Annotated in this window: 4 protein-coding genes and 1 pseudogene; all 5 read left to right on the forward strand. The window is 47.7% G+C overall.

Annotation, left to right across the window (positions count from 1 at the left end):
• Positions 1–375: antirestriction protein ArdA (locus B5E92_RS14995; protein WP_143357603.1), on the forward strand; the 375-nt coding region annotated here is incomplete at its 5' end.
• On the forward strand, positions 338–499 hold the full coding sequence (locus tag B5E92_RS15750) for a hypothetical protein (protein WP_204245295.1): 162 nt from the start codon (positions 338–340) through the stop codon (positions 497–499). The genes B5E92_RS14995 and B5E92_RS15750, both read left to right, overlap by 38 nt.
• Positions 486–875, forward strand: a complete 390-nt coding sequence (locus B5E92_RS15000) for a conjugal transfer protein (RefSeq protein ID WP_010817899.1) — start codon at positions 486–488, stop codon at positions 873–875. Before B5E92_RS15750 ends, B5E92_RS15000 begins: the two co-directional genes overlap by 14 nt.
• Positions 862–3309 (forward strand): ATP-binding protein, encoded by a 2448-nt coding sequence (locus B5E92_RS15005; protein WP_087303495.1) that lies wholly within the window; start codon positions 862–864, stop codon positions 3307–3309. Before B5E92_RS15000 ends, B5E92_RS15005 begins: the two co-directional genes overlap by 14 nt.
• Positions 3309–3535 (forward strand): annotated as a pseudogene (locus B5E92_RS15010) (YtxH domain-containing protein); the annotation flags it as partial. The gene B5E92_RS15005 and the pseudogene B5E92_RS15010, both read left to right, overlap by 1 nt.

Consider the following 3535-nt stretch of genomic DNA (forward strand, 5'->3'; position numbering starts at 1 on the left):
TATGAGGAATACGCTGTCCATGATACCGACAACTTCCCTATTGAAATCGGGGAGTATATCTCCATTCAAGAACTCAATGAGATGTACGAGATGATTTGTGAGCTTCCCGACTATATCACAGACGCTCTGGACGAGTTTGTTTCCCACTATGGAAGTCTGGAAGAAGTCTACGAACACAAGGACGACATTTATTTCTATCCAGACTGTGACGACATGACAGACATTGCCTATTACTTCATTGACGAGTTACAAGTGCTGGGCGAGATACCGCTACCGTTGCAGAACTATATCGACTATGAAGCATACGGCAGGGACTTATCCATAGAGGGGACGTTCATTGAAACAAGCCGTGGGATATGCGAGATACCATATTAGAGCTGACAGATCAGCGACAGGCAAGGTCGCTACCTGCCAGCTTTTTTCTATCAAGGACAGTCTGAAAAATGGCTGTCCTTTTCCATTACAACGAAAGGAGCTGAAACGAATTGAAGAAGATTAAGAGCTACACGGGTATCTGGAACGTGGAGAAAGTCTTATACGCAATCAATGACTTTACTCTCCCGTTTCCCGTTACCTTTACCCAGATAACGTGGTTTGTCATCACAGAGTTTACCGTCATTCTCTTAGGGGACTTACCGCCGTTATCGCTTATCGAGGGGGCATTTCTGAAATACTTTGGTATTCCCGTTGCCCTCACATGGTTTATGAGCCAAAAGACCTTTGACGGCAAGAAGCCTTACAGCTTCTTGAAATCTCAGATTACATTTGCCTTGCGACCAAAAGTAACCTATGCAGGAAAAGCCGTGAAGCTGGAAAAGGAAGTTTTCAGTGAACCTGTCACGGCGGTTAGGAGTGTGATGTATGTTCCCGATTAAGTATATCGACAACAACCTTGTCTGGAACAAGGACAATGAGGTATTCGCCTACTATGAGCTGATACCGTATAACTATTCTTTTCTGTCAGCAGAACAGAAGTTTATCGTCCATGACAGCTTCCGTCAGCTTATCGCACAGTCCCGTGAGGGGAAGATACACGCCTTGCAGATAGCGACGGAAAGCTCCGTAAGAAGCATACAGGAGCAGTCAAAAAGATTGGTGACGGGGCGACTTCGTGATGTGGCGATACAGAAGATAGATGAACAGACGGAAGCCCTTGTTTCCATGATTGGCGACAATCAAGTGGACTACCGCTTTTTTATCGGCTTCAAGCTCATTGTGACCGAGGAAAAAGTCAGTCTGGACAGCATGAAGAAGTCAGCTTTTATGACATTCAAAGAGTTCTTGAACGAGGTCAACCATACGCTGATGAATGACTTTATCTCCATGCCAGATGATGAAATCAACCGCTACATGAAAATGGAGAAATTGCTGGAAAATAAAATCTCCCGCCGTTTCAAGTTCCGACGCTTGGACAAGAACGACTTCGGCTATCTTATCGAGCATATCTACGGCAGGGACGGCGTGGCGTATGAGGACTATGAGTATTCGCTTCCAAAGAAGAAGCTGAAAAAGGCAACGCTTATCAAGCAGTACGACCTTATCCGTCCTACCCGCTGTCTGATAGAGGAAAGCCAGCGATACTTGCGACTGGAACATGAGGACAGCGAGAGCTTCGTGTCCTACTTTACCGTCAATGCCATTGTGGGCGAGCTGGATTTCCCGTCGTCGGAAATCTTCTATTTCCAGCAACAGCAGTTCACCTTTCCTGTGGACACAAGTATGAACGTGGAAATTGTCGGGAACAGAAAAGCGTTATCGACTGTCCGCAACAAGAAGAAAGAACTGAAAGATTTGGACAATCACGCCTATCAGTCTGGGAGTGAAACCAGCTCAAATGTGGTGGACGCTCTGGACAGCGTGGACGAGCTGGAAACCGACTTAGACCAGAGCAAGGAAAGTATGTATAAGCTCTCCTATGTGATAAGGGTATCAGCTCCCGACCTTGACGAGCTGAAACGACGCTGTGATGAGGTCAAGGACTTCTACGACGACCTCAATGTAAAATTAGTTCGTCCCGCTGGGGATATGCTGGGGCTTCACTCTGAATTTCTTCCCGCCAGCAAGCGTTATATCAATGACTATGTGCAGTATGTGAAATCCGACTTTCTGGCGGGACTTGGCTTCGGGGCGACACAACAGCTTGGCGAAAATACAGGTATCTATATCGGCTATTCCGTAGATACAGGAAGAAACGTCTATTTACAGCCCTCTCTTGCCAGTCAAGGCGTGAAAGGGACGGTCACAAACGCTCTGGCTTCCGCTTTTGTCGGTTCGCTGGGCGGTGGGAAATCGTTCTGCAACAATCTGATTGTCTATTATTCCGTTCTGTTCGGGGGACAGGCGGTCATTCTCGACCCTAAGAGCGAGCGTGGCAACTGGAAAGAAACGCTTCCAGAGATAGCCCATGAAATCAATATCGTCAATCTTACCAGCGACAAGGAGAACGCTGGGCTTCTTGACCCGTTCGTGATTATGAAGAATGTAAAGGACGCTGAAAGTCTGGCGATAGACATTCTCACATTCCTTACGGGGATTTCCTCTAGGGACGGCGAGAAATTCCCTGTCCTTAGAAAAGCGGTGCGAGCCGTGACCCAGAGCGATCAGCGAGGACTTCTCCATGTGATAGACGAGCTACGCAGAGAGGACACGGCGATAGCCCGCAACATTGCCGACCATATCGACAGCTTTACGGACTATGACTTTGCACATCTGCTGTTTTCCGACGGTTCGGTGTCTAACGCTATCAGCTTGGACAACCAGCTCAACATCATACAGGTGGCAGACTTGGTACTTCCCGACAAGGACACGACCTTTGAGGAATACACGACCATTGAACTGCTGTCCGTGGCTATGCTGATTGTCATTAGTACCTTTGCCCTTGATTTTATCCACAGTGACAGAAGCATTTTTAAAATCGTGGATTTAGATGAAGCGTGGGCGTTCCTCAACGTGGCACAGGGCGAAACCCTCTCAAACAAGCTGGTGCGTGCGGGACGTGCTATGCAGGCTGGCGTGTACTTTGTTACGCAATCCTCTGGGGACGTGTCTAAAGAGAGCCTAAAGAACAATATCGGTCTGAAATTCGCTTTCCGTTCTACGGACATCAACGAGATAAAGCAGACCCTTGAATTTTTCGGTATCGACAAGGACGACGAGAACAACCAGAAACGACTTCGTGACTTGGAGAACGGACAATGCCTGCTTCAAGATTTGTACGGGCGTGTGGGCGTGGTGCAGATACACCCTGTCTTTGAAGAATTACTGCACGCCTTTGATACCAGACCGCCCGTGAAAAGCGAGGTGGAGTGATGAAAGATAAGATAAAGGGGCTTCTGACAAGAAAGAAGCTCTTTCGTTTTTTCAAGATTGCTCTGATAGTCATTTTTACCTCTGTCGTGTTCCTCTCCCTATTCGGTACGGTGGCTCATGCCACGGGGCTGGTTGATGATACGGTCAATGCGGACAACCTGTATTCACAGTACCCGCTGGAAAACTACCAGCTTGACTTCTATGTGGACAATAGCTGGGGCTGGCT

It is taken from the genome of Erysipelatoclostridium sp. An15 (assembly GCF_002160675.1).
GTDB lineage: Bacteria > Bacillota_I > Bacilli_A > Erysipelotrichales > Coprobacillaceae > Thomasclavelia > Thomasclavelia merdavium.

What these genes read in the sequence shown, in the direction of transcription:
- B5E92_RS15005 (WP_087303495.1), top strand. Translation starts at nt 862, where the DNA reads ATGTTCCCGATTAAGTATATCGACAACAACCTTGTCTGGAACAAGGAC.